This is a genomic window from Streptomyces sp. NPDC058665, assembly GCF_042714995.1.
Lineage (GTDB): Bacteria > Actinomycetota > Actinomycetes > Streptomycetales > Streptomycetaceae > Streptomyces.
Genome location: NZ_JBHXRX010000065.1, coordinates 1 through 23,846 on the forward strand (window position 1 = coordinate 1; position 23,846 = coordinate 23,846).

General features: G+C 65.6%; 20 protein-coding genes and 1 pseudogene. 8 read left to right on the forward strand and 13 right to left on the reverse strand.

Features of this window, described 5'->3' with window-relative positions; genetic code table 11:
• Positions 1 to 322: 322 nt before the first annotated feature.
• Both ACFWV8_RS31365 and ACFWV8_RS31370 read right to left on the reverse strand, forming a co-directional pair.
• Positions 323 to 991, reverse strand: a complete 669-nt coding sequence (locus ACFWV8_RS31365; protein WP_384211693.1) for an MAE_28990/MAE_18760 family HEPN-like nuclease — start codon at positions 989 to 991, stop codon at positions 323 to 325.
• A gap of 2 nt (positions 992 to 993) precedes the next feature.
• On the reverse strand, positions 994 to 2,049 hold the full coding sequence (locus tag ACFWV8_RS31370) for a DUF262 domain-containing protein (RefSeq protein ID WP_384211696.1): 1,056 nt from the start codon (positions 2,047 to 2,049) through the stop codon (positions 994 to 996).
• A gap of 522 nt (positions 2,050 to 2,571) precedes the next feature.
• Here ACFWV8_RS31370 and ACFWV8_RS31375 point away from each other — a divergent pair.
• Entirely contained in the window at positions 2,572 to 3,387 is an 816-nt protein-coding gene (locus tag ACFWV8_RS31375) for a hypothetical protein (RefSeq protein ID WP_384211699.1), read from the forward strand.
• Here ACFWV8_RS31375 and ACFWV8_RS31380 read toward each other — a convergent pair.
• Positions 3,374 to 4,591: a DNA cytosine methyltransferase gene (locus tag ACFWV8_RS31380; protein WP_384211701.1), complete on the reverse strand. Its 1,218-nt coding sequence runs from the start codon at positions 4,589 to 4,591 to the stop codon at positions 3,374 to 3,376. The two genes, ACFWV8_RS31375 and ACFWV8_RS31380, sit on opposite strands and share 14 nt — an antisense overlap.
• 1,541 nt (positions 4,592 to 6,132) lie before the next feature.
• Complete coding sequence (locus ACFWV8_RS31385) at positions 6,133 to 6,534, reverse strand: hypothetical protein (protein WP_384211704.1); 402 nt, start codon at positions 6,532 to 6,534, stop codon at positions 6,133 to 6,135.
• 519 nt (positions 6,535 to 7,053) lie between these two features.
• Here ACFWV8_RS31385 and ACFWV8_RS31390 point away from each other — a divergent pair.
• On the forward strand, positions 7,054 to 8,427 hold the full coding sequence (locus ACFWV8_RS31390) for a sporulation protein (RefSeq protein ID WP_384211707.1): 1,374 nt from the start codon (positions 7,054 to 7,056) through the stop codon (positions 8,425 to 8,427).
• Positions 8,428 to 8,433: 6 nt separating this feature from the next.
• Here ACFWV8_RS31390 and ACFWV8_RS31395 read toward each other — a convergent pair whose 3' ends face one another.
• Complete coding sequence (locus ACFWV8_RS31395; protein ID WP_384211810.1) at positions 8,434 to 9,354, reverse strand: phosphotransferase enzyme family protein; 921 nt, start codon at positions 9,352 to 9,354, stop codon at positions 8,434 to 8,436.
• A 207-nt stretch (positions 9,355 to 9,561) separates the two neighbouring features.
• On the opposite strand from ACFWV8_RS31395, the pseudogene ACFWV8_RS31400 reads away from it, so the two are divergent.
• A pseudogene (locus ACFWV8_RS31400) lies at positions 9,562 to 9,684 on the forward strand (EamA family transporter); the annotation flags it as partial.
• A gap of 43 nt (positions 9,685 to 9,727) precedes the next feature.
• Here ACFWV8_RS31400 and ACFWV8_RS31405 read toward each other — a convergent pair.
• The 4 genes from ACFWV8_RS31405 to ACFWV8_RS31420 are packed head-to-tail and all read right to left on the reverse strand — an operon-like array spanning position 9,728 to position 15,399.
• Entirely contained in the window at positions 9,728 to 11,848 is a 2,121-nt protein-coding gene (locus ACFWV8_RS31405) for a N,N-dimethylformamidase beta subunit family domain-containing protein (RefSeq protein ID WP_384211710.1), read from the reverse strand.
• A gap of 8 nt (positions 11,849 to 11,856) precedes the next feature.
• On the reverse strand, positions 11,857 to 12,864 hold the full coding sequence (locus ACFWV8_RS31410) for an ABC transporter permease (RefSeq protein ID WP_384211713.1): 1,008 nt from the start codon (positions 12,862 to 12,864) through the stop codon (positions 11,857 to 11,859).
• Between the two features lie 29 nt (positions 12,865 to 12,893).
• Positions 12,894 to 14,372, reverse strand: coding sequence for a sugar ABC transporter ATP-binding protein (locus ACFWV8_RS31415; protein ID WP_384211716.1), 1,479 nt, complete (start codon positions 14,370 to 14,372; stop codon positions 12,894 to 12,896).
• A 31-nt stretch (positions 14,373 to 14,403) separates the two neighbouring features.
• Positions 14,404 to 15,399 carry a sugar ABC transporter substrate-binding protein gene (locus ACFWV8_RS31420; RefSeq protein WP_384211719.1) on the reverse strand — a complete coding sequence of 332 codons (996 nt, stop codon included), beginning with the start codon at positions 15,397 to 15,399 and terminating at the stop codon, positions 14,404 to 14,406.
• Between the two features lie 268 nt (positions 15,400 to 15,667).
• Here ACFWV8_RS31420 and ACFWV8_RS31425 point away from each other — a divergent pair, with 268 nt between their 5' ends.
• Positions 15,668 to 16,624 carry a MarR family transcriptional regulator gene (locus tag ACFWV8_RS31425; RefSeq protein WP_384211722.1) on the forward strand — a complete coding sequence of 319 codons (957 nt, stop codon included), beginning with the start codon at positions 15,668 to 15,670 and terminating at the stop codon, positions 16,622 to 16,624.
• Positions 16,625 to 16,647: 23 nt separating this feature from the next.
• Positions 16,648 to 16,794 carry a hypothetical protein gene (locus ACFWV8_RS31430; RefSeq protein ID WP_384211724.1) on the forward strand — a complete coding sequence of 49 codons (147 nt, stop codon included), beginning with the start codon at positions 16,648 to 16,650 and terminating at the stop codon, positions 16,792 to 16,794.
• 20 nt (positions 16,795 to 16,814) lie between these two features.
• Here ACFWV8_RS31430 and ACFWV8_RS31435 read toward each other — a convergent pair whose 3' ends face one another.
• The 3 genes from ACFWV8_RS31435 to ACFWV8_RS31445 all read right to left on the reverse strand — a co-directional run bounded on the left by ACFWV8_RS31435 (position 16,815) and on the right by ACFWV8_RS31445 (position 18,843).
• Positions 16,815 to 17,762: an SDR family NAD(P)-dependent oxidoreductase gene (locus tag ACFWV8_RS31435; RefSeq protein ID WP_384211727.1), complete on the reverse strand. Its 948-nt coding sequence runs from the start codon at positions 17,760 to 17,762 to the stop codon at positions 16,815 to 16,817.
• Between the two features lie 143 nt (positions 17,763 to 17,905).
• The gene (locus tag ACFWV8_RS31440) at positions 17,906 to 18,625 is read right to left on the reverse strand and encodes a hypothetical protein (RefSeq protein ID WP_384211730.1); all 720 of its coding nucleotides are present in this window, start codon (positions 18,623 to 18,625) and stop codon (positions 17,906 to 17,908) included.
• A gap of 2 nt (positions 18,626 to 18,627) precedes the next feature.
• Entirely contained in the window at positions 18,628 to 18,843 is a 216-nt protein-coding gene (locus ACFWV8_RS31445; RefSeq protein ID WP_384211733.1) for a hypothetical protein, read from the reverse strand.
• Between the two features lie 234 nt (positions 18,844 to 19,077).
• Between ACFWV8_RS31445 and ACFWV8_RS31450 the strand changes: the two genes are divergently transcribed.
• Positions 19,078 to 20,133 (forward strand): aldo/keto reductase, encoded by a 1,056-nt coding sequence (locus ACFWV8_RS31450; RefSeq protein WP_384211736.1) that lies wholly within the window; start codon positions 19,078 to 19,080, stop codon positions 20,131 to 20,133.
• A gap of 59 nt (positions 20,134 to 20,192) precedes the next feature.
• On the opposite strand, the gene ACFWV8_RS31455 is transcribed toward ACFWV8_RS31450, so the two are convergent.
• Positions 20,193 to 21,929: an IclR family transcriptional regulator C-terminal domain-containing protein gene (locus ACFWV8_RS31455; protein ID WP_384211741.1), complete on the reverse strand. Its 1,737-nt coding sequence runs from the start codon at positions 21,927 to 21,929 to the stop codon at positions 20,193 to 20,195.
• A gap of 141 nt (positions 21,930 to 22,070) precedes the next feature.
• Here ACFWV8_RS31455 and ACFWV8_RS31460 point away from each other — a divergent pair, with 141 nt between their 5' ends.
• Together ACFWV8_RS31460 and ACFWV8_RS31465 are read left to right on the forward strand one after the other, a co-directional pair.
• On the forward strand, positions 22,071 to 22,928 hold the full coding sequence (locus tag ACFWV8_RS31460) for a CoA transferase subunit A (protein ID WP_384211747.1): 858 nt from the start codon (positions 22,071 to 22,073) through the stop codon (positions 22,926 to 22,928).
• A 95-nt stretch (positions 22,929 to 23,023) separates the two neighbouring features.
• On the forward strand, positions 23,024 to 23,794 hold the full coding sequence (locus ACFWV8_RS31465; protein ID WP_384211813.1) for a CoA-transferase subunit beta: 771 nt from the start codon (positions 23,024 to 23,026) through the stop codon (positions 23,792 to 23,794).
• Positions 23,795 to 23,846 lie beyond the last annotated feature (52 nt).

The window sequence follows — 23,846 nt, forward strand, 5'->3', positions numbered from 1 at the left end:
GACCCTCGCCCTGCCCCAACCCCGAAAAGACCGCACCACACAAACGCGGAGTCCCCGTCAGCGAACCGACGAGGACTCATGAACGATCGAGGTTAGGCAGCCACCATGGGGCGAGCCTCGAAAATCGGGACCCCCATCGGGCTATTGCGGGCAGGTCCAGAGACTGCCCGATTCGCGGCAAGCGTACGGGCCCCGATCTCTCGCCCCATGGCAGCTCCCGCCCAAAGCCGCTCCCGCCCAAAGCCGCTCCCGCCGACCGCTCGATACCTGTCCGTCGTGAATTGAGAGGACGGTTCCGAAGGGCAGAACCCATCCCGCCACATTAGAACTCACCTGATGAGGTCGAGTTGCCCAAGAATTCTCGATTTACTGCAGCATTGGATATTTGAGTCCGTACATCCTTTAGAATGGTGAGTACACGATCTCTGATATCCACCCAATCGGACAAGCTGACGTACTCCTCGCGGCCATGGGCGATGTCATTACGATGCCTGAGCAGACGATTATCAATCGTTGTTCGGTAGATTTCATGCCTGACAGCGTCACACCCGATGGAATGCATAATGTCTATGAATACGTCAAATTTCAGGTTCGAGCGCGTGCGAATCGAGGCCGAAGTATAGGGAAGAGCGGCCGGTAAGGTGGCGGAATTTCGGAGAAGATCTATGATTTCCGTATGTGTAGCCGAACTCTTCGAAGACTCCCCCTGCCCCAGCTTCGACCGCAGAGCCACAGCTGCTATTTCTGACCTCAGCTGGCCGACTGTGAGCCCTTTCCTACTCACAAATTCTAGATAGGATCGCGCCCCCTCCTTTACGTAGCCCTCCCAGTGCGCGTAGACCAGGGCAACGCCGCCTCGAAGAACTCCGGGGACTTCGTGAGTTCTGCAATTCTTGGCCACTTGCTCCCAGAGCTGCATTTCATGCGTCCGCCATTTCAAATCTTCTGTCAGAGAAGACTCGAGTTGCTCAATTGTTCGAATCGAGGCCATCGCTACACCGCAGCGAAAATGCGACGACCGACAGGGCGCATCATGGGAACTCGCGATGTCGCACGCACACCCGCCCCTGAATACTTTCTAAATTGCTCATCCTGCCAAAGCTGTGCGACTTTCTTTTTAAGCAGAGCCCCCTGAGTTACGGAACTCAGTTCCTTCCAGTCATCGATGTGAGCGGCAACTCCAAGGGTTACGGCCTCGAACGCAGACACACTAAAAGCCCCTGACGCCTTCTGTCGATTGATATCGTACCGCCGAAACACATCGGGCCCTAGAGCAGAAAGCACTTCGAAAAGCCCTTCGAATACAATCTGCTGGTCCACGGTGCTGAATGTGCGCGAAGTCGCCATCTCTAGCACCTGATCCGACAAGAATGTATCCATGTCGGCAAATCTTGCCAACTGAGTGTCGCTCGCATTATTGAGGACGAAGAACCGGGTAGCCAATTCCAGGTCATACTGCTCGGAGATCTGCCTGCCAGTCAAAGGAACACATTGCGAAAATGGCATCTCCAATCGAAGGCGATCGAGCCACACAAAGAATTCAGAATTCGTCATCAACAACTGCGCCGTTCGGACTTCTTGAGGTGAAGTCGGAACGCCACCACTGTTGAGCCTATCAAATAGCTCGTACTTGACTCTTTCATCCGACTCCCGCAGAAGGATTCTGAAATCCAGCCTGGCTCGTTTGAAATGGATCTTGAGCTGGGGATTGAATGACTCTTTATCCTCTGACGAAAAATACATCCCCTCGAGGGAGGGCAGATACTTCGTGCGCGTGAGTTCAGTTGGACTTTCGATCACACCCGTCGCCTCGTCACGGAGTTCTCCCATGAATTTCAGGATGGTGGACAGTCGCTGAAGCCCGTCAACGACCTCCCAGACGCCATCCTCTCGCTGAGCGACAAAAATAGTGGGAAGCGGAATGTCAAGCAAAATGGACTCAATTAGCCGAGATTGCTTCTCGATAGGCCATCGAAATAGGCGCTGATATTCTGGTCGTATTTGAATTTCCTTATCCCGATACAGGTTTACCACTTCGCCGATGGACATCGTATATCCGTCGGATCGAATGTTTTGTCGACTAATTTCAACTTCTTCAAAGATTCCCACTAACTCCCCAATTCGTATTAGCCTTGGTAGTTGGGCCCCTGAGTCCTTGCCAGACGCCTCGACGAAAAGTCTGACTGTACCCATCCACAGGGAACGACGGTAAGCACCTGGGAAGCTCAACTCCCGACTCTGCCGGCACGCCACGAACCCCGCACGCCTGGTGGGTTGGTGCGCCTTGATGGAATCGCGCCCCGCGGCTACGGTCGCCTATGGCCAGATGAGTTCCGAGCTTGGCGACCCTCTCGAGAGCGGTGGCCGACACTGCTGTACAGCGGAGTACCGCAACCGCAGCCCCTGTTGAGGCCCGGCTCGCCAGTGTTGCCCAGCTCAGAGAGTGAGCCGACGAAGGACCCCCACGGGACGCAGTGGCCCGACGACGGTCCTCCACCAACGGCAAGGGCACAACAGGGCCTGGGCCAGGCGCATCGTCGGATCAGCGCCGCTGGTCGTATCCTCGCACCCATGATCAGTGACCGAGAGCTAGTAACTCAGCGCATCATCAGCGGACTTGAGGTTTTGTCCCTACGGCAACTTCAGACAGTGGCGTCGATGGTCAGGAATCTCCACATCCCAGTTCAATTCATCGCTGGGACGGGTGCCGGTATCGTAGACTCAGTTTTTGCCGAGGAGATGTCCAACCTGTTGAGCCTCCATCATTCAAATCATGAGGCGCCGCTCAATAAGAAGCCTTTTGAATACGCAATGAAACGTTGCCTGATCGCACAAGGACATCAAGAGGCCGACCTCAACCCGGCCCCCGGAGAGTCGGCGTACGATGTATTCGGGAACAATGAACGATGGTCCCTCAAGACTGAGGCTGCGAAGGGCCTAAGCCCCACTCAGGTAAAGATTGAAAAATTCTCCGAAGCCCGATGGGTTCGAGAGGCCATAACACCTGAAGTATGCGCGGCTGAAGTACGTGAGCGACTGCCTCGCCACATGGAGGGGTACGATCGCATCCTTATACTGCGTGGCGAAACGCGACCCGACAAATTTGTGTACACCTTGGATGAGGTACCGAAATCTCTTTTGCTCAGTTGCTTCTCCTCGGCGTCTCCAGAGATGTTTTCTAGGAAAAGCCGTGGCGGGAAGCCCGGGATTAGTTTCGGTGCCGATTTCTTGCACCCCACAAACCACGACAAGGTGTTTCGGATGCTTTTGGACTCAAGCGTCGAAAAGGTCCGCCTCTGGTTCCAGGCGAAATATTGTGTTCGTCATGGTTCGTGGATTGTGCTAAAGCCAGGAAGCGACGACCTGACACTCTTCACACAAGCGTAAGCTGCGCGGCTTCGCTCGCCACGAAATCATCCGCACGCAGAGATGTATTTGGGAGAATAACTTCATCCAGGTCGGGCTTTTCACCTGTCAATATCCACTGAGCAAGGCATGCCAGCTGGTAGGAGATAAGCGGAGGAACGGCGTCACCGATCTGCCGGTATAGATTCTTACGGCTGCCACCGGTGAAGATGTAGTCGGCCGGGAATCCTTGCAAGATGCCGAGCTCACGCACCGTGCACTGCCGATCTTGCTCTGGATGGGAGTACCGCCCGTTCCCAACGTGCGAGCATTCCCGCTTGATGGTGGGAGCGGGCTTGTCCCAAGACATGCGCCCATACACGTCGCAGTAGGAGTTAAGGCGACCACGCTCGACTGCCTTACGCATGGACGGAATCAGATACTTCTCAGTTTCGGGATTTCCCAGAAGATCCGGCCAACTGCCACCATCATGAGGCATCGCTGCAATCCTTTCGAGCGACTCGCCCTTAAGGAGCGTACTCGTGTGATTCGCGTCTTCTGCGTGAGTCTCACCAGCGCCAATTGGAGGGAGGTGCTCAATAGCCCTCTTCACTGTGACAGATTCCGACCGGACGGTATAACCGCGCCAGAGATCATCAAGTGTCAAAAGAGGGAGATCGGCAGCGACGGCAATGACGAGGGCTCGCTCCCTTTGCTGCGGCAAGCCAAAACGCGACAATGCATGCGAAGTCGCATGAACCTTGTACCCCATGCCATGCAAATTTTCCCGAAGTGCGGCGAAATGATGTCGAAAGTTACCGTTAAGAAGCTGCGGAACGTTCTCCATCATGAAAACACGGGGACGCATTCGCGCTACATGATCCGCCACACGGGCAACAAGCGAGTTCCTGGGATCGTCTTCTGCCCAGTTCTTCGAAATGGCCCGAGAGAAGCCGGTGCATGGCGGACAGGCCAACAGAATTTCCAAATCTTCCACGTTCGCCGAACCCAGGCGGTCAGCCAATTCATCGGCACCGATGACGGAGAGATCCACCGCCAAGGGCTCGACCTTTAGATTTTCCGCGTAAGTGTCGTTGCACCCGATAGCTCCGTGGCCCGTGCTCGGCTTTCCCACCTCGACGTCCGCAGCACCAACCAGCTCAAATCCTTGGTGCGCATAAAAGCCACAGCTCATGCCCCCACCGCCGGAAAAAAGATCGACGACGCGGCTTGCTTGCTGGCTCAAAAGACTCTCCTTAGCCCAACTCACCCTCTCACGCAATCCGAAGAGCGTACGCCACAACATGATGTCAAGTCAAGTCAAGTCTAGCTCTGAACCACATCGGCGATCCTGATAACTTGTTCGGGTGAACGGGGTGGACACTCTGCGAGCCAGACTGGCCGAAGTGAGACGCGAGATCGCGGCCACTTCGAACCAGCTGCAACGGCTGCGCGACGAAGAGTACGGTTTGTCCCTTTCGCTTGCGCGGTTGACCAAGACCCCGCTGCCCAGCCCGCCAGCAAGCAGAGCCCAGCCAGCCCCCACTTTGGCCCACAGAACACGGATTACCCCCATGGTGCGAGCCATCCTGGCCGAAGCTCCATGTCCTCTCACAAGGAATGAGCTGGTAACTCGACTGGCGCAGGAGGGTGTGGAGGCAACCCCAGATGCTGTGAGTGCGAGCCTCTCGTACCTTCGACGGCAGGGTGATGCCAACAACGTGAGCGGGCGTTGGCACCCCTCCCAGTAGGCACTCGCGTCCGTCGGCAATGACAATCTGTTGAGTCGGTGAGGCCGACGGGAACGAGTGCGGTCGCTGGCGAAGTCACGCTGTATGCCTGGGCGCCGGATGCCCAGCGCTCATCAACGCCATGGAGTTCGATCCGTCGTAGCCTCCCGAGAGGGCTGGCCCAAGTCGTGTTGCATCAGAGGACCCAGAGACGGAGACCCACGTGGATCTGTGAATGAGGTACAGCAGCGAAATACAGCAACCAACACCGTCCCGCAACGCACTAGTACGGCCCTCTTACGACCCTTAAGACCGGCACCGATCAATCTGGGCAGAGGTAGGCATCAGAAGGTGACCGTGCCCGATCCGTGCCCGACGGGACGGTAAATCGCAGTCAACAGCGGGCGCCAGACCGAGCCCAATGGTTCGCGCGCGCACCCTTTGAAGCAGGTCAGAGGGCTGCCGATGGACGAAGGAGCGGTGATTCCCAAGCTCAGGGCTTGGCGACCTACCTGGTGTGCTTCCGTGAGCTTGTCAGCGACACGCCGAATGTTCCGTGTATCGGTTCTGGTCGCTTCTCATCCGGCGCTACGCCACCTTGACGCCGCGACACGGACCAGCATGGCGATCTCGCGGGCCGTGGCTGGTGTTAACTCCAGGCGCACTACCCCTGATCCGTCTGCTGAGGCGCTGGCGCGGAGTTGGGCGTCGGTCGTGTCGATGCCTGCCGCTGTCAGGGCGTCGGTTAGTTCTGTCAGGGCTTGGGATGCGTCCCGCCAGCCGGCCACGTAGTTAACGCCGCGGACCCAGAGGACTGCGTCAGGGTCCAGGTCGTCAGCGTTGAATCCGTCGTCCCCAGTGCTGTTCATTTCCACAAGTCCCTTTCCCCGCAGGCTGGCTGACCACTGGCCGTGTTCGGCCACGCCGCATGAAGGCACGACGACGGCCCCGGTACCATCGGCACCGGGGTTCGTGATCGTTAGAGAACGGTCCCCAGCCGGACCACCCCAGTTGCTTCCAGGCGCGGGGGTGGTCCGGTGTTGCGTGAGCGGTGGACCTACGGGTCGGGGACCGGATGAGAGCCGGGCCGGTCTGCTGTTTCGGTGGTTCGTGTGGGGGCGGGTTCGTCGTGTTGGGCCCCTGTCACGAGCGAGGCGTCTTCCGGCTCGTCATCCTCGTCCGTTGACGGCAGGCGTGATCCTCTGCTCTCGGCCACCCGTAGCGCGTCGTGCAGGGCTTCGCTCAGTCGCGTACTCAGGAAGCGCAGCTCTCGGGTGCTGACCGCGTTGTCCCGGAGCATCGCCGCGGCATGGTCGAGGAGAGTTTCACCCGTCCGGAGCTGAACCTCTTCCATCTCGTTGGCCAGCGAGGACAGGTAACTTTGGCCGTCGTCCGTGACCAGGTAGGAGCGTTGCCCGTCCTCGCCCGGCCACGGGAGCAGTCGTGGTTGTGTACTCACGTCGACACCGCCAACCCGTGAACAGCGCACCGCAGTCCCGCTTGGCAGCGGCATTCGTGTCGTTCGAGCCAGCGCTCATGCGCCAGGACGTACGGCCGGATGAGTCGGACATCTTCGCCACGCATCATGGGCCAGACGTACGGGTCGCGCACGCGAGGCAATGCCATCGTCGGTACATCCACTGGACGGCTGACAGGGGCTGTACTCGCCGCGCGGTGGTGGCCGGGCGGGGGCAGTAACAGGCTGATCAGCCGCTCGAAAACCCTGCCGATATGGTTCCGCATGTCGACCTGCTTTCACCAGGTAGGCCATGCCCCGGGGTGCCGTCACGCACCGCCGGGGTGTCTTGTCTCGACAGTCAACGACCGTCTTTGGCCAGGCGGCAGCGTTCACAGGGGGGTTCGTGTGCACACCGAGGTTCGGGAGGTTCGGCCCAGGGGGTTCACGGTGAACCCCCATTGGCGAAAACTGCTGTGACAGGATGAACACTTGACGTGATGTCGGGGGTGACAGCAGAGCGTGAGCAAAGACCCGAACCATCAGTTGGCCGCTGTCATGGCGGAGGCCGGAGCTTCAAACAAAGGGCTGGCCAAGAGAGTTCGCGAAGTGGCTCAGCGCCACGGCGACCACTTAGGTACCACGCACGTCGCTGTTCAGCGGTGGTTGGACGGTGGCGGTATTCAGCGTCAGACCGCCGGGTACGTAGCCGAAGCGCTGGGCGACAAGCTCCGACGGAAGATCACGCCGAAGGACCTGGGCTTTCCCGGCACTGCGCTGCCGCGGGTGCCCGTGGGCGCTACTCGTTACGCCGGTTCCCTGGCCGAGACGCTGAGCACCTTGGAAACCCTCACGCATCAACGTCCGGAGGATGGGCCGGGCGACGAAGCGCCGTTGCCCGACAGCGATGTGCACTCGGCCGCTCTGGCATGGCTCGTCTCGCGGCCGGATGGCTTGCCCACGGATGCGACCGCCACGCGCCGAGTCGGTATGCGTGACGTCGCCGCGATCCGCACCGCCGCCGGCTTCTTCATGCAGCTCGACTTCCAGTTCGGCGGTGGCCACGCACACAAGGCGTTCCGCCACTACTTCCGTGAAGACGTACTGCCGTTGCTGAGCGGCAGCTACAGCGCCAAGGTCGGGGAAGCTCTCTTCCAGGCCGCATCGGAGATGTCTCAGCTCCTTGCGTGGAGCGCGTACGACAGCGGCAACCACGCTCTGTCCGACCGCTACATGATGTCGACGCTCCGTCTGACGCAGATCATCGGCGACCGTGTGATGGGCGCCCGCATCCTGGCGAACATGAGTCACCAGGCCAATTACCTTGGCCAGGCCCCGCGCGCCGTCATGCTCGCCCGCGCCTCAGTGGAAGGCGGACGAGCCGCCGCGACACCACGCGCCATGGCCCTGTTCTCCGCGCATGAAGCTCGCGCGCTCTCCACCTCAGGAGATCACAAGGGCGCCGGGCGTGCGATGAACGAGGCGGAGCGGTTCTTCGAGCATGCCGACAGTGCCGAGGATCCTGAGTGGCTGTCGTACATGGATGAGGCGGAGTTGATCGGCGAGTTCTGCCACTGCTTCCGTGATCTCGGACAGGGACCCGATGCCGTCCGGTTCGCGGAGCGGGCCGTTGAGCTGACCGATCCCAAGTACGCCCGGACACTGGGATTTTGCCGCATGGTTCTCGCTCAGAGCCAGCTACTAAAAGGCGACCTGGAGGCCGCCGTGACGACAGCCGGCCTCGCCGTCGAAGCAGGCGATGCCCTTCAGTCCGCACGATTTCAGCGGTACGTGAGCGACTTCCAGCGTGAGGTGTCGGTCCACGCGCACAATCCTGTGGTCCAGCAGTTCAACGGGGAGCTGCAAGCCGCGATGCAACGGCTGGACGAGGAGTAGGCGGGATCAGCCAGGGTTCCAGTCGCGCGGGGCGTCTTCGTCGCGGAGCGAGGCGATACGACGGGTGTACTCCGCTGCTGTCCTGTCGCTCTCCGAGACGTTCTGCATCAGCCACGTCGTCATGTTGAACTCCTGCAACGACCGCAAGGTGGGGAACCCTGCCCACGAGCGGAGATCGCGACCGTACGCACCGACGAACGCGCCGTACTCCTGCGGCGTCTGCCAACCCAAACTGTGGTGCTCCGTGGCCGTGACCATCAGATCCCACTCAGGGTGGTCGTAACTGAACCTCTCCAGGTCGATCAGGATCACCCGGTCAGTGCGGTCCACCATGAGGTTCTGCACGTGAGCGTCCCCGTGTACGGGCCCCTTCCGCGACTCGAAGCGCAACTCCTCCACCCGGCCCCGGAGTTCACGCGCGCGCTTACGCAGGAACGCACGGTCGTCCTCCGGTATGTCGGTCGCCGCGTTGATACGTCGGTCTGTCCGGTCCAGCACCGGGTACGGAGGCAGACTCAAGGAAGCGGGCAGGGTGAGCGAGTGGAGATCGCGGAGGATCGCCCCCAACTCGCCGTACGTCGGCTTACGGTCGCTCTCCTCGATCAGACGCCAGAACGTCACCGGGTGACCATCGATGATCACGGGTTGCTCCAGATCATCCAGAACCCGTGTCGCCGGGAAGCCCTCGCGGGCCAGCCAGCGGGACACAGCGACCTCACCCCGGGCGGATTCCAGATACTCCGTCGATCGAGCGATCCGGACCACCACCGGGTGCGTGTCAAGACGGAACAGAGCGTTCTCACCCAGGCGGATCAGACGAGCCCCATCACCATCGAGACCCGCTTGCCGGCATGCCTCAGCCGCCACCCTCGTGGCGACAGCCGAGGTGAAGCCTTCTCCCGCGCTCCGCTCAGCACCAGATGGCATGCCCCTACCCACTCCCTCAGATACACCGACCTGCCATGCGGACCACCGGCAACAGTGGTCGGCAGCAGCCACCAGGGCGACCGTACCCACGGGCGGCGAAGACAGGCGAGACCAGGGTGTGACGTTCAGCCGTACACAGGGAGAATCGGCCCGTCCGGATCGCCAGCGCCTTGACCAGGCAACTAATTACTGCTTCAGCAAGAGTTGACATCGATCATCGTGGGGGCGGCGATAGGAGCGGTGTTCTTCAAGGAACGCTTCGGCACACCACGCATCGCGGCGGCGGGGCTGATGGTGGTCGGCATCAGCCTGATGCTGCGGACGAGTTGAGGCAGTGGAGTCGGTGAGAACGCTTCGTCGAAGTCCTCATCGCTCAGGTCCGCTTCCGGCGGGAGGTGAAGTTGCGTATGACGTTCTCGACGAGCCGGGCCGCATTGTTCGCGCCGCCGTTCACAGGAAGGGCCCCGGTGAAAATGATGGAGCCGACGGAGAACACCGCGCCGCCCCCCTCTCGCTCGACCAGCACCATGTCGGACCTGACGTCACGGTTGAACGTGCCGTTCAGCTGGTTCGAGACGGTGGTGACATCTTCCGGAACCGGGACGTACCACTGGGAGTGCGGCTCCGAGGAAGCCAGGACCACGGTGTTTCGTGGAGTGCCGTAGCGGTGATCGATCCGGTCGATCTCGTCTCCGCTGGTCCCATTCATGATCAGGCCGAAGTCGCCGATCACTTCGTCCTCTATTCCTTCGAACACCCAGCGGACGCCGTCCCGATACGATTCCGCTGTCCGGCGGTAGCCCGGCGCCTTGTTGTCCCAGCCATGGGCGCCCATTCCCACTCCGAACAGACGGTGAGCGCTGCGCCCTCTGGAGCGCCAGAGCCCGCCGAGTTCGCCGGTACTCGCGTGATGGCGTTCGCCAGGTTCGGCATCCCAGTGGCGGAGCCCCTCGGACTTCCTCACTTCGATCACCAGAGGGTGCTCCCCGACGGAGGTGGTAACCCAGTAGAAGCCGTCACCGCCCAGATACAGCAGGCCACCTCCGCTGTCCACGTGCCGGTCAAGGGCATCGAGCATGTCTCCGCTGTAGTACTCGGGGTGCGAACCCGTGATCACGGTCTGATAGTGCGTCAAGGCATCGGCTTCGGAGTGGAGATCGTGCTCGGTGATCACGTCGAACGGTTCGCCCAGTTGCGTCAGGAAGTTGACGACGTAGAGGTCGGCCGGGAATCGCCTCGGTGCGTGGAATCCCCAGAACCGGTATGTCGGACGCATGTTTGGGATCGGTCGCAGGGCGCTGGAGTGGGCCACACCCGAACCGTCGTTGTGCAGGTCGTAGACGCTCTTGCCCCATTCCGGGTGCGCGGCCACCAGGTCTTCCCACTCCCCGGTCCGAACAGGGATCTCGCTTCCCTGCTCGAAGTCGCCCTCGGTGAGGTGCTCGTTCGCGTAAGCCAGGTACGTGAACGTGGCCAGCATGAACGCGATCCTGGCGTGCGGGGCGCCTTCACGAGGGCGTACGGCCAGGGGGATGTAGTCCGTTTCGGCTCCGTTCGCCTGGAGCCGCACCGCGTACACGCCGCTGGGCAACGCGGACGGGATCTCCAGTTCCAGCGAGACCGGCCAGCCGGCATCGGCGAGATCGTCGTCATGGAAGTGGATCGCGTTCCACTGTGCCGGGTCCTGCTCCCACGCGTGAAAGCGGTTGGTCCACGTCGGGCCCGTCATCGCGCGGGTGGGGGTGTTGACCAGGTCGAGGTGGCGTTCGTGTCCACTGACGTCGACGGCACGCTGCGAGCTCATGTCGAGTTCGAACGCCCAGGCTCCTTCTGTCGAGCCATTCGCTTCGAGGCTCACGGCGGCCAACTTGCCGTTGTAGAGACCCTCGGGGAAAGTCCGGTCCTGCCTCTCGGTGAGCCGGATGGCGGCGAGCAGCGGCCTGCCCGATCCGAGGGCTACGCCAGGAGACACTGCCTCGTCGATGAGCACGGCGTCCCCCTGCGGGTGTGGCAGTGCCCACACCCGCAGCCGCGCGCTGGCCTGGCTGACCGTGAGATCGACCCGAAACCACTCACGCGCCTGGAGGCACGGCGCGGAAGTGAGGAGTCCGTCGCCCACGCGGGCTACGACGCACCTGTCGACGATTCCCAGGGAAAGGCCGGCCTCGGGAAGGGACATCAGGCCCTGTTCACGGTCGCTGTCCGGTGTGGTCGGCCACAGGGCCAGTGAGACGTGCGCGTCGCCGGAAAGGTCGATCACCTCGGAGCCCACGGCATAGGAGCCGATCGCCGTTTCCTGCTCTTCCGCGTGGATCAGCCTTGGTGCCACGGCATCGACCTCCTCGTGGACAAAGCCAGGTCCGTTCGGGTTCTCGTCCCCGTGGACAAGGCGGACGAGGCCCACGGTGACGTCCGCGGCGGTGCTGCTGACCATGACGTCGACGGTTTCGCCGGCCCGGCAGCCGAGCTTGGACAGATAGCCGGTGAGAAGCATGTCTCTCCCTACTGGTTTCGGTGGACGCGGTGACGGAGGGCCTCCAGGGCCGCTGCCATGACGAGGACACCGCCGGTGATGATCCCGCTCAGCTCAGTGCCGATGTTGAGAAGCGTGAGGCCGTTCTTCAGCACACCGATGAGCCATGCGCCGACGATGACCCGCCACAGACTCCCCCTGCCGCCGTCGAACGGGACACCACCGAGAAGCACAGCGGTGAGGATGGTGACTTCGAACCCTGAGCCCAACGTGCCCGAGGGCGCGCTGTCGAGCCGGGCGATCTGCAGCAGGGCCGCGATCGCCACCGCGAGACCGGTCGTGAGGTAGAGGGCGAAGACAATGGGCTTCACCCTGATGCCGACGAGGAACGCCGCTCGCGCGTTGACCCCGATCGCGATGATCTTCCGGCCGATCGGCAGGCGGCTCATCGCGATCACGGCTACGAAGCACACCACCGCCGCGACGATCACGAGGTAGGGCACTCCGAGGAACGATCCGGAACCGAAGTTCACGAAGGGATCGGGGAAGCCGAATATCGAGCCTTCCCCCATGTACTGCGCCAGCCCCCGGCCTGCCGCAAGCCCGCCGAGCGTGACGACGATCGGGGAGAATTCGAGGAACCCGATCAGAAGCCCGTTCACCGCCCCGAAGGCGACGCCGATCCCCAGCCCCAGCAGCACGCCCGGAACCAGCCCCCATTCGTTGAGCGCGACTCCCGACGCCACACCCACCAGGGCGAGCTGAGAACCGACGGACAAGTCCACGTATCCGGCCATCAGCAGCATGGAGAAGACGATGGCGACGATGAACGTCGGCGCGTTCTGGGTCGCGACCGCCAGGAGGTTGTCGCCGGTGAGGAAGACCGGCGTGCGGACGGAGAAGTAGACCATCAGGGCAACGGTCGCGATGGGCAGTATCCAGGCGATCACACCGAGCGTGACGCGTTGCGGCACGAGCGGCGTGCCGGTGGGTGCCAGCCGCGTGGGCGGCGGCGAGGTGGACAGAGAAGAGGACATGACGTCTCCGTTCGAATGGATGGGGTGCGCTATCCGTGAGCGAGAGTGAGCAGGGTTTCCTCACCCACACTCGCGTCGAGGACGTCGACGACCTCACCCTTGACGAGGACGACGACCCGGTCGGCAAGGGCGGCGATCTCCTCGGGGTCGCTGGTCGCGAAGACGACCGCGCGCTCACGCCCTCGGGCGTAGGACCGGAGCAGTGCGTAGAGGTCCCGCCGGGCACCGACGTCGACTCCTTGTGTCGGCTCGTCGAGCACGAGAAGCCGGCTGTCGTCGATATCAGTCATCCAGCGCCCCACCATCAACTTCTGCGCGTTCCCACCGGAGAAGGCACCCCCTTCGCGCCTCGGGTTCGAGGGCGTAAGGCCGGTCGCTGCCGCCGTCCTGTCGAACACCGCGCGTTCACGGCGGAGACTGCGCCAGGGACGTGAGACCCCGTTGTAATGCGGCAACAGCAGGTTTTCCTGCGCGGTCATCTCACCGAAGAGCGACTGGGCCTTCCGGTCGGAGGCCACGAACACCACGCCGCGTCGTCGTGCCGCGAGGGGTGAACCAAGATGCATGCCCATGCCTGCCACGCGATAGGAGCCGCTGGTACGCCGCACGCCCGCGAGGCCCTCCATCAAGTCGGTGCGACCGGAACCCAGCAGCCCGAAGATTCCGACGATCTCTCCGGCATGGACGGACAGGTCCACGGGTCCTGTCCCGGTCGACCGGAAGCCCTTCAACTCGACGACGACATCGCCGTGTTCGTTCTTCGTCTCCTTCTCCACGGCACGCGCTCCCGGCGATATCGCCTGGACCAGGTCGGCGAGAACGAGGGCGTCGACCGATCGGGTCCACTCGACCCTGCCGTCCCGGAGAACCGTTACCGCGTCGGCGACTTCCAGCACCTCACGGAGCAGATGTGTGACGTAGATGACGGTGAGCCCGTGTTCGGTGGCGAGGCGCCGCACGACATCGAGCAGCGAACTGACCTCGCTCTCGCTCAGCGCTGCCGTCGGTTCGTCGAGGATGAGGACGGAGGGCTCCGACCGAAGCGCACGGGCTATCTCGACGATCTGCTGTTCGCCCACGCCGAGCGTCTCGACCAGGCGATCCGGGGCGATGTCCGCACCGAGCGACTCCAGGATCTCGGCTGTACGTCGCCTCTGGTGGCCGAACCGCGTGCCGAGCGGCCCGATTTCCTCAGCCCCGAGGAACACGTTGTCGGCGACGCTCAGTGCACCGATGAGCTGGAAATGCTGGTAAATGGTCGCGGTCCCGGCTTTGAAGGCGCTGGAGGGCGAGAATCCGGCGTAACGCCTCTCACCGATCCGGATCTCGCCGGCGTCCGGGGTCACCGCTCCGCTGAGGCAGCCGAGAAGGGTCGACTTCCCTGCGCCGTTCGGCCCGAGCAGGGCGTGCACCTGCCCCTGGCGGAAGGTCAGGTCCACGCCCCGAAGAACCTCGTTTCCGTCGTACACCTTGCGCAGGCCGCGGACCGCGAGGTCGGCCTTAACCATGGACGAGAGGGAAGACACGCTCACGCCTCTCTCACTTTCCGTATTGCTGGATCAGCTGGTCGAGCTGCTTGGGGTCCCGCGCCGTCGCCAGGACGACGGGGGTCTCGTAGTCGGTGCTGCCCTTCCCGGTGATGGCGGCTATCGAGTTGTCGATGATCGACTTCGCCAGGTCGGGGATGAGGATGGCGGCGGAGGACCGGTAGGCGCCTGCGGCCTTCACCGCTTCAAGACCCTCGCGAGTGCCGTCCTGACCGGCGATGTACACCTTCGAAGGGTCGATGCCCTTGTTCGTGAACGCCTTGAGCGCTCCGATCGCGGCATCGTCGTTGATCCCGACCACCACCCGCAGATTCGGGTGCTGGCGCAGCGCGTCCTCGGTGATCTGCAGCCCGCACTCCTGGTCGGCGCAGTCCTGCTTCGAGACGACATCGAGGCCGGCCGCCGAGAACTGCTTGAGCGGCTCCTCCCACCGTCCCTTGAACCCGACCAACGGTGTCAGGGTCGTCACCTCGGCGGTCACCCCGCCCTGGGGATAGGTCTTCTTCCACCACGCGATGGCGTCCTTGGCCACCAGGTCACCGCTTTGGACGTTGTCGAACCCCACCGAGCCGTCCGAGGTCTTGGTTCCGCCCGCGTAGGTGAGCCACTTCGTGCCCTGAGCCTGGGCCTGCTCACGCAGACCGTCGAGGGCCGTCGCGTCCACCGCCAGTACGACGATGGCGTCGACCTTCTGTGCCATCCAGCTCTCGATGGTGGCTCGCTGCGACTCAAGGTTGCTGGCCTGCGTGTTGTCAAGCAGCACCTTGACGCAGCCCTGCTTGGCGCCGGCTGCCGTGACCTGCTTCTTCAGGGCGGCGGCGAACTCGGATTCGCCGACGGGGTGGCTGAACCCGATCGAGTACTGCTTCGCGCAGCCGGAGGACTCGGTTGCCGATCCGGACGAGCAGGCAGAAAGAGCGGTCGCCGCGAACGCCACGACAGCCGCGAACGCCGCGGGGCGACGAAAGGTGGTGAATCGATTACTCATGACTGAACTCCGAATTCCGTTGCTGTGCCGGTCGGACGAGGGTGACCCTCCTGGGGTGACGCCGCTACGATGTAGACCGCGTACCAGGCATCTGACATAGAACGTGTACCAGGTATCTGACGCCGCGTCTTCAGCGGGATGCAGAATTGCCAGGGCCGTAACACGGGAGGCACGCACGCGAAACGCGAGCCGAAGATCCAAGCACTCCCGTGGTCAAGCGGCGAACAGGAAAGGTTCGGGAGGGTGGCGCGTGGGGCAGGAATCAACGGTGCCGACCAAGCGGCAAGCGATTCGGGGGGAGCAGGGAACGGTCAGCGGGCAACGTGAACGGGACGAGTCGAGTCACACTCATACGCTCAAAGCGACGGCCTGCTTCGGCCTCAGCGCAGCCGATCAGATCGGTTCGGCTCTGTGGCGGGGCGTGTTGGGGGGCGAGCTGACGCAGCCGCAGTTCCTCGTTCTGGTCGCCGCACACACTCGCCCCGGGCTCGGTCACCACGAGTTGGCCGACCTCGCCGCGATCGGTCGGGCCACTGTCGGGCCGCTGGTGAAGAAACTCGTCGACGCGGGCATGCTCGAACGCAAGAAGGACCCGCGTGATTCGCGCCGTTCCGTGCTCACCGCGCTTCCCTCCGCGATCGAACTGCTGGCCGCCACGGCCGAAGGGGCGGACACCGTCGACTTCGAGCTCATGGCGCCGTTGAGCGCCGCCGAGACGGCCGCCGTTGTACAGAGCTGGTCACTGGTCGCCGCTGCGTCCCCCCCTGCGGAGAGCCTGTCCGGCGCATCCGATCCGGAACCGACCGAGGTCTCCGCGCTCGACACACGCCCGTGGTTCCACCTGCGCCGGGCACGAAGGGCGTACCGCAGAATCTGGCACGCCGTCGTGTCCGATTCCGTCAGCAGCTCCCAGTTCACGCTCATGACGGTCATTCATGACTCGCCCCGGATCGACATCCGCACGGCGGCGCGAGTCGCGTCGGTCGAAGAGACGACCGCGCTGCGGATCGTCATGCGCCTTGCCCGCACGCGCATTGTCCGCGACACACGAGATACCTCCGACCGCAGGAGATCGCTGCTGACGCTCACCGATTTCGGGCAGGAACTCCACGCAACCCTGTGGCAGCGGCTCGCAGCCGCTGAACGCACGCTGCAAGCGCAGATTCCCCTGCAAGCGCGGTCGGAGTTCTTGCGCCTCACGCGGAAGGTGGCGCGCCTGCCGTAGGTCCTCGTGTCGAGGGCCCATCTGTGGCCAAACGCGGCATCAAGCTGCTCGCGTACGGCGCCGGTCCGCGCCCGCGCGAGGACGGCGGCGGTGGGCGTTCGCCGCTGGAGTGGGCGCGGACCGGGCCGTATGCGGAGACCGTGCGGCTGCTGGAGGAGGCGGGCGGCTGAGGCGGGTGGGTGGGTAGGTGTCAGGGCCGAGTCGCGGAGGACAGCATGTCGAGCGACACCTGCCACAGGCGTTCGGCCGCCGCCGGGTCGAGGGCGTGCGGGGCCACGCCGCCCGGTTCGCCCTCGCGGTACGGGAGAGCCTCGTTGCAGTTCTCGAAGTACCTGCCGCCGATGCCTTCGAGGCCCGGCCAGGTCGCCACCAGCACGGAGGTTGCCGCGCCCTGTTGGGGGGTCTTGACGGTGTACTGGGCAGCTGCCCTGTCGAGGTCCTCCTGTCTCATGTAGCGCGACAGGTTCGTCAGGACCGCGCCGGGGTGGACCGCGTTGACGGTGATGCTCTGGGCGGCCCAGCGGCGGTTCGCCTCGACCGCGAAGAGCGCGGTGGCCGTCTTGGACTGGCCGTACGCGAGCACGGTGTCGAAGGGGCCGTTACGGAAGTTGATGTCGTCGAACCTGATCCCCTGCCGCAGATGCCCGACCGAGGTGAGCGCGACGACCCGGGCCCGGTCCGCCTCGGCGAGTGCCGGGTGCAGGCCGGTGGCGAGCGCGAAGTGGCCGAGGTGGTTCGTGGCGAACTGGAGCTCCCAGCCCTCCGGCGACCGCAGCCCCGGCGTGTACATCACACCCGCGTTGTTGATCAGGATGTGCAGCGGCCCCTCCCACCCGGCGACGAACTCCGCGACGGACCGCTGGTCGGCCAGGTCGAGCCGGGCGACGGACAGGCGTCTGCTGCCGGTGGTGCCGGTGATGTCCTGGGCGGTGCGCTCGCCGGCGTCGACGTCGCGTACGGCCAGGGTGACCTCGGCGCCCGCGCCGGCGAGGGCGCGGGCGGTCTCGATGCCGATGCCGGAGGACGCGCCGGTCACGACGGCGCGGCGCCCGGCGAGGTCGATACCGGCGACGACCTCGGCGGCGGTGGACTCGGCGTCGAAGGGGGTGGTGACGCGGCTCGGTGGGTCGGTGGTCATGGGGCGGCCTGCCTCTCTGGGCGCTCTCGGCTCTCGTGGCTCTCGTGGGGCGTCGCCGAATGCATTCACTGCATTTCGGTCGAAGCCCCTCAAAGCCAACCACTGGAGAGAGGTCGTTCGGCGGAGGCAGTCGGTCGGGCCCGTCAAGCCCCGGGCGGGGGCGCCGCGGGCAGCCGCCAGTACTGGCGCTTCTTCTCGTCGCGGACCGCCAGGCCCAGGCCGTTCAGCTCGTCCCGCAGCGCCCGTACGTCCTCCGCCGCCCCCGTCTTCCCCATCGCGTGCGCGCGGGCGCCCAACAGGGCGTTCGCGCCCACCGGAAGGTCCGGTGTGTCCGGGACCCAGAGATGGAAGTCGGCCCGGTGGGGGTCATCGGCGGCCCAGTTCCAGCCGTGGGCGGTGAAGGCGGCGGCCAGCTCGGCACGGTCCAGATCGCAGGGCTCACGGGCCGTCTCCTCGGTGTGACGGCCGAGCAGTACGAGGAACTTGCCGTCCGGATGGACGACACCGACGTCGGCGCGGCGCAGCTCGCGGGACTCGCCGCGGATCGTGAGCGTCACCTGGGTGTCCGACACCCGTACGGTCAGCGACTCGTGCAGCGCGATGAACCCCACCAGCACCCCGAGCACCGCGCCCGCCGTCAGTCCGAGGACGGTGAGCCACGGTTCGGGGACGGCGTTCACCAGCTCCGCCGGGCCCTTCATCGGGGCCCAGCGCAGGGTCACCAGCCAGTTGGCGAGGAGTTTGAGCAACCAGCCGGCGAGTGCCCCGGCCGCGCCGAACGCCGGGACGAGCCAGGCCGGTTGGGACAGGACGGTGGTGGCCTCGGCGGACTCGGCAGATCCGGGTCCCTTGTCCAGATCCATGCTCAGGCGGCCACGTGCTTCTTGACGGCGTCGGAGAGAAAACCCACCGCGACCCCGAGCAGTGTCATGACGACATAGCCCAGCACCTCGTGTCCGTCGGGAACGACGAAGCGGGAGAAGCCGAAGATCGTCGGCATCCAGTCGACCCACTGGTGGAGCAGTCCGGTGACGCCCGACGCGACCAGCACGAAACTGATGAACCCGAGGATTGCCTTCATGTGCCGAGGCTAGGGAGCGGCGGCAGGGGCCGGCATCGGCCGAAGGGATCCGCAGGGGTGACCAAAGTATCGGCCCCCGGCCGGGCGGACGCCCGAGGCCGGGCCGTGGTGCGCTGGGCCGTGGTGCGCCGGGCCGTGGTGCGCCGCGCCGTGGTGCTTGCCTTCGACCGCACTCCAGGTCCTAGAGTGCCCGCGTATGCCCCGACGGGGGCCTGACCAGCGAGGGAGCAGCACATGCGTTACCGCACGCTCGGCGGCACCGGTATCGAGGTGAGCGTCCACTGCCTCGGCACGATGATGTTCGGGTCCGTCGGCAACCGCGATCACGACGACTGCGTACGCATCATCCACTCGGCCCTCGACCAGGGCGTCAACTTCCTCGACACGGCGGACATGTACTCCACCGGTGAGTCCGAGGAAATCGTCGGCAAGGCGCTCAAGGGCCGCCGGGACGACGTCGTACTCGCGACCAAGGTGCACTTCCCGATGGGCGAGGGCCGCAACCAGGGCGGCAACTCGCGCCGCTGGATCGTCAGGGAGGTGGAGGAGAGCCTGAAGCGGCTGGACACCGAGTGGATCGACCTCTACCAGATCCACCGGCCCGACCACACGACGGACATCGAGGAGACGCTCTCCGCGCTGACCGATCTGGTGACACAGGGCAAGATCCGCGCCTTCGGCTGCTCGACGTTCCCCGCCGAGGAGATCGTCGAGTCGCACGTCGTGGCCGAGCGCCGCGCGCTCCACCGATTCCGTACGGAGCAGCCGCCGTACTCGATCCTGGCGCGCGGCGTCGAGACATCGGTGCTGCCGGTCTGTCAGCGGTACGGGATGGGCGTGCTGACGTGGAGTCCGCTCGCCTCCGGCTTCCTCACCGGCAAGTACCGCAAGGGCGGCGCCATCGACCTGACCGTGGGCCGCGCCGCGCTCACCCCGGCCCGGTTCGATCCCGCGTCCCCGGTGACCCTCGCCAAGCTGGAGATCGTGGAGCAATTGGCCGCGCTGGCCGAGAGCATCGGCTGCACGCTGCCGGAGCTGTCGGTCGCCTTCGCCGTCGCGCATCCGGCCGTGACGTCGGTCATCATCGGCCCGCGCACGATGGAGCAGTTGGACGGTCTGCTGGCGGGCGCCTCGCTCACCCTGGACGACGCGACGCTCGACCGGATCGACGAGATCGTGGCGCCGGGGACGAACGTCTACCACCCGGACGGCGCCTGGACGGCGCCCGTGCTGGCCGACCCGTCGCTGCGGCGGCGGCCGGTGGCCGAACGCGCGGCGGCGTCGGCGTAAGCCCGTACGGCCGGGTAGACGTCGGCGGCGCGGCCCTCCCAGCAGGCGGGAGGCGGTCTTCACACGGTGCGGATACGGGCGTGGCGACCCGCCACACGCAGGTCCGCCTCGATGCGCGCGGCCGCCTCACGCAGTGGCGGCAGCAGATCAGCGAGGGTCTCCGCCGCCGTACGGCGGCTCGTCGGCATCGATACGTTGACCGCGGCGACCGCCCGGCCGTCGCGACCGCGCACGGGTACGGCGAGAGACCGCAACCCCTCCTCCAACTCCCCGTCGACCAGGGCGTATCCGTCCCGTCCCACCTGGTCGAGCATGGCGCGCAGGCGCTGTGCCGAGGTGACGGTGTACGGCGTGAGCGGTGCCGGGGCCGGGGCGGGCAGCCGCTCGGCGGGCGGCCGGTCGGCCAGCAGGACCCGGCCCATGGATGTCGCGTACGCCGGGAAGCGCGTACCGACCGTGATGTCGACGCTCATGATCCGTTCGGTCGCGACGCGTGCGACGTACTGGATGTCGTCCAAGGCTTCCCCGGCGCTCCCGGCCAGGACCGACATCGACGCGGACTCGCGGACCCGCGTCACGAGGGTCACCAGATGCGGCTGGGCGAGCTGCGGCAGCGTGAGGCCCGAGAGCGGGGCGAACCCCAGGTCCAGGACGCGGGGTAGGGGGCGGAACAGGCCGTCGTCGCCCGCGACATAGCCGAGGTGTTCGAGGGTGATGAGCGCCCGGCGGACGGTGGCGCGGGCCAGTCCGGTGGCCTGGGCGAGTGTGCTCAGCGGTACGGCGGTGCGGTTGGCGTCGAAGGATGCCAGGACGGCGAGCCCGCGAGCCAGGGACTCGACGAAGCCGGGGCCCAGCTCCTGCTTGGACTCGCGGGCGCGGATGGCCGGTTCGGGAGATGAGACGTCCGGCGCCGGCGGGCTCGCCGGCATCGGGTCGGCCAGGTCCGCCCTCATCTCCGCCCCCGCCTCAGCCCTCATCTCTGCCCTCATCTCTGCCCTCATCTCCGTCTCCATCTCCGCGACCGTTTCCCGGAGCCGGGGCAGCAACTCCGCCCGCATCGACGGCAGTCCGCGCCGGCTCGTGTGGCTGACGACGCTGACGACCCCCAACAGCCGCCCCTCCCCGTCGCGTACGGGCATCGCCAGCGCGATGAGCCCCGCCTCGACCAGTTGGTCGTCCTCGGACCAGCCCAACTTCCGTGCGGCGTCGACGCGTTGCCGGAACGACTCACCGGAGCGGGCCGCCTCCGCCGGTACGGCGGGAAAGCCGTCGTACCGCGGATCGCTCAGCCGCCGCGCCTCCCAGGCGTCCCACTGCTCCCCCGTCCAGTCGGCGGCCGTGAGCGCGCCCACCGCGCCGCACTCGGCGGGCAGCCGGTCGCCGATACGGAAGGCCAGTGACATGGTCCGGCGCCGGGTCGACTGGTGGACGAAGCGGATCCCGTCCCGGTCGGGGACGGCGAGCGAGACGGACTCGTCGAGTTCGTCGGCCAGCCGGTCGGCGGCCGGACCGCAGACGTCGGGCAGCCGGCAGGCCGACAGGTAGGCGTTGCCCAACTCGGCCGACCGGGGCGCCAGTACGGCCGATTTCCCTTCCAGGCGGACATGGCCCAGGCGTTCCAGCGTGCTGAGGGTGCGGTCGACGGTCGAGCGGGCGAGGGCGGTGGCCCGTACGAGATCCCCGACCGGCAGCCGCCCGCCCGCGTCGGCGAGCGCACGCAGCACCGACAGCCCGCGGATCAGCGGGCCGACGGCCTCACGCGGCGCGGGGGAAGCGAAGGCGGTCGGGTGGGTCATGCGCTCTCCTCCGTCGGTGGATGCCGTCGATCGCGCGCCATTGACAGCTCCGGGACTCAGGACGACACTCTGCCGGTCGCGATTCGTGAACATTAGTTCACCAGGCGAACAGCGACCACCTCGCACACCCTAGGAGGGACGATGGCCGACATCCGCTCGCTCCATGACGGCGTCGCCGATCTGATCCACGACGGGGACACCGTCGCCATGGAGGGCTTCACCCATCTGATCCCGCACGCGGCGGCGCACGAGATCATCCGTCAGGGCATCACGGATCTGACGCTGGCCCGGATGACCCCCGACGTCATCTACGACCAGCTCATCGGCGCCGGTGCGGCCCGGAAACTGGTCTTCTCCTGGGGCGGAAACCCGGGCGTCGGCTCCCTGCACCGCTTCCGGGACGCCGTGGAGAACGGCTGGCCGCGCCCGCTGGAGCTGGACGAACACAGCCACGCCGGCATGGCCAACCGCTATGTCGCGGGGGCGTCGAAGCTCCCGTTCGCCACCCTGCGCGGCTACCGGGGCAGCGATCTCCCGCGCCGTACGGAGACGGTCGCCACCGTCGTATGCCCTTTCACCGGCGAGGAGTTGGCGGCGGTCGCCGCGCTCAACCCGGACGTCACGGTGATCCACGCCCAGCAGGCGGACCGCGAGGGCAACGTGCAGCTGTGGGGGCTGCCCGGTGTGCAGAAAGAGGCGGCGCTCGCCGCCCGACGGGTGCTGGTCACCGTCGAGGAGATCGTCGACGCCCTGGAACCGCGCCCCGGCGGTGTGGTGCTGCCGACGTGGGTGATTGACGTGGTGGCCGCCGTGCCGGGCGGGGCGCACCCGTCGTACGCCGCCGGGTACTCGGTCCGCGACAACGACTTCTACCGGTCGTGGGACGAGATCGCCCGCGACCGGGAGACGTTCACGGCCTGGTTGGACACGCACGTACGCGGTGCGGGGAAGGTACGCGGGACCCAGGCCGGCGACAGCCGGAAGGTGGCCGCTCCATGAGCGACTCCCCCGCCAGCGCCCCCGCCGGCGCCACCCCCGGCGACACCTCCAATGCCACCCCCGGCATCGCCCCCGGCGCCACCCCCGACGAGCTGATGGAGATCAACGCGGCCCGCGCCCTCGCCGGCGCCCGGACCTGCTTCGTCGGCATCGGCCTGCCCAGTACCGCCGCCAACCTCGCCCGCCGCACCATCGAGCCGGATCTCGTCCTGCTCTACGAGTCCGGCACCATCGGTTCCAGGCCCAGCCGCCTCCCGCTCTCCATCGGCGACGGCGAACTGGCCGACACGGCGGACGCCGTCGTCTCCGTACCGGAGATGTTCAACTACTGGCTCCAGGGCGGCCGTATCGACGTCGGCTTCCTCGGCGCCGCGCAGGTCGACCGGTTCGCCAACGTCAACACCACCGTCGTGGCCCGGGGTCCGAACCGGCCCGAGGCGCGGCTGCCCGGCGCCGGCGGCGCCCCCGAGATCGCCGCCAACTGCGGCCGGGTGCTGCTGGTCCTGCGCCACACCCCGCGCAATTTCGTCCGCCGCCTCGACTTCGTCACCACGCTCGGCCACGGCGCGGGCCCGCACGACCGGGCCGCGCTCCGGATGCCGGGACGCGGCCCCGTCGCCGTCATCACCGACCTGGGCATCCTGCGCCCGGACCCGGAGACGGCCGAGCTGGTGCTGACCGAGGTGCACCCCGGCGTCACGGCGGACCAGGTGCGCGCGGCCACCGGCTGGCAACTGCGTACGGCCACATCCCCGGCCGGCGCCATGCCCACCACCGAGCCACCGAGCACCGCCGAACTGACCGCGCTGCGCGCTCTCAAGGCGACACGCGGCGGCCGGGACGCCCTCGTAACGGAGCACCCATGACACAGGCACAACCACAGCAACAACCGCAGCCACGACCACAGCCCGCACGCCT